Origin of the sequence: Sphingobacterium sp. B16(2022) (assembly GCF_012030425.1) — a bacterium.
Lineage (GTDB): Bacteria > Bacteroidota > Bacteroidia > Sphingobacteriales > Sphingobacteriaceae > Sphingobacterium > Sphingobacterium anhuiense.
Genome location: NZ_JAAUVN010000010.1, coordinates 1 through 2,601 on the forward strand (window position 1 = coordinate 1; position 2,601 = coordinate 2,601).

Sequence of the window (2,601 nt, forward strand, 5' to 3'; positions counted from 1 at the left end):
TGGCATTAGCAAACAGAAGTGGAATGGGATGGGAAGCCCAGCGATACACGGTGATAGCCCTGTACACGTATAGAATGCTAGCCTAGCAGTACCCTGAGTACCGCGGGGTCGGAGACGCCCTGTGGGAATCTGTCAGCACCATCTGATAAGGCTAAATACTCCTGAGAGACCGATAGTGAACTAGTACCGTGAGGGAAAGGTGAAAAGAACCTCGAACAGAGGAGTGAAAAGAACCTGAAACCGTGTGCTTACAAGCGGTCGGAGCTGCCAGGTGCAGTGACGGCGTGCCTTTTGCATAATGAGCCTACGAGTTACTCTTGTCTGGCAAGGTTAAGTGGTTCAGCCACGCAGCCGAAGCGAAAGCGAGTCTTAATAGGGCGCATAGTCAGATGAGGTAGACGCGAAACCTTGTGATCTACCCTTGGGCAGGTTGAAGTTGCAGTAACATGTAATGGAGGACCGAACCGATAAACGTTGAAAAGTTTCCGGATGACCTGAGGGTAGGGGTGAAAGGCTAATCAAACTGGGAAATAGCTCGTACTCCCCGAAATGTTTTTAGGAACAGCGTCGGCATGGAGTCTTATAGAGGTAGAGCTACCGATTGGGTGCGGGGGAGTCAAATCCTACCAAATCCAGACGAACTCCGAATGCTATAAGATATGGCCGGCAGTGAGGCTTTGGGTGCTAAGGTCCAAGGCCGAGAGGGAAAGAACCCAGACCATCAGCTAAGGTCCCTAAATATACGCTAAGTTGAACTAACGAGGTCCGACTGCACAGACAGCTAGGATGTTGGCTTGGAAGCAGCCATTCATTTAAAGAGTGCGTAACAGCTCACTAGTCGAGCGGTCGGGCGTGGATAATAAACGGGCATCAAGTGTATTACCGAAGCTATGGATTCATGCATTATGTGTATGTCTGGTAGGGGAGCATTCTATTTACGGAGAAGCGGTCTGGTAATGGGCCGTGGAGTTGATAGAAAAGCAAATGTAGGCATAAGTAACGATAAGGCGGGTGAGAAACCCGCCCACCGAAAGACTAAGGTTTCCTGATCAACGCTAATCGGATCAGGGTTAGTCGGGGCCTAAGGCGCATCCGAAGGGAGTAAGCCGATGGACAACTGGTTAATATTCCAGTACTTTTTATAACTGCGATGTGGTGACGGAGTAGTGACACTGCCGCGGACTGACGGAATAGTTCGTTAAAAGGCGTAGGTATAGGGACGGTAGGCAAATCCGCCGACCCTGCTGAAACCCAATAGTACAGCAAAGCTTCGGCGGCGCTGATAGAGCAGGTAAACAGACTTCCAAGAAAACCCGCTAAGCTTCAGGTTATAAAAACCCGTACCGTAAACCGACACAGGTAGTCGAGGAGAGAATCCTAAGGTGCTCGAGTGAATCATGGCTAAGGAACTCGGCAAAATGGCCCTGTAACTTCGGGAGAAGGGGCGCTTCCTCCAGCGATGGAGAAGCCGCAGTGAAAAGGCCCAGGCGACTGTTTAACAAAAACATATGGCTTTGCAAAATCGAAAGATGAAGTATAAGGCCTGACACCTGCCCGGTGCTGGAAGGTTAAGAGGGGATGTCATCGCAAGAGAAGCATTGAATCGAAGCCCCAGTAAACGGCGGCCGTAACTATAACGGTCCTAAGGTAGCGAAATTCCTTGTCGGGTAAGTTCCGACCTGCACGAATGGTGTAACGATCTGGGCGCTGTCTCAGCCATGAGCTCGGTGAAATTGTGGTATCGGTGAAGACGCCGATTACCCGCAACGGGACGGAAAGACCCCATGCACCTTCACTATAGCTTAACATTGAAATTGGGTACAGGATGTGTAGGATAGGCGGGAGATGTTGAAGTGGCTTCGCCAGGAGTCATGGAATCAACCTTGAAATACCGCCCTTTCTGTATTCGGTTTCTAACTCGATCATGTCGAGGACATTGTTTGGTGGGTAGTTTGACTGGGGTGGTCGCCTCCAAAAAGGTAACGGAGGCTTTCAAAGGTAAGCTCAGTACGCTTGGTAACCGTACGAGGAGTGCAATGGCATAAGCTTGCTTGACTGTGAGACCAACAAGTCGAACAGGGTCGAAAGACGGACATAGTGATCCGGTGGTTCTGTATGGAAGGGCCATCGCTCAAAGGATAAAAGGTACGCTGGGGATAACAGGCTGATCTCCCCCAAGAGCTCATATCGACGGGGAGGTTTGGCACCTCGATGTCGGCTCGTCACATCCTGGGGCTGGAGAAGGTCCCAAGGGTTGGGCTGTTCGCCCATTAAAGTGGCACGCGAGCTGGGTTCAGAACGTCGCGAGACAGTTCGGTCCCTATCTGTTGTGGGCGTTGGAAGTTTGAGTGGATCTGTCCTTAGTACGAGAGGACCGGGATGGACTGACCGCTGGTAAACCAGTTATGCCGCCAGGTGTACGGCTGGGTAGCTACGTCGGGAATAGATAAGCGCTGAAAGCATCTAAGTGCGAAACTAGCCACGAGATGAGACTTCCTTATAGGGCCGTAGTAGACTACTACGTTGATAGGTTGCAGGTGTAAAGGTAGAAATACCATAGCTGAGCAATACTAATCACCCGAAGCTTTCTCAAGCAACGCA

The 2,601-nt window shown here is 50.7% G+C and carries 1 rRNA gene; it reads left to right on the top strand.

Annotation, left to right across the window (positions count from 1 at the left end):
- Window positions 1-2,594 (top strand): 23S ribosomal RNA (locus tag HCX49_RS25200); the annotation flags it as partial.
- Window positions 2,595-2,601 lie beyond the last annotated feature (7 nt).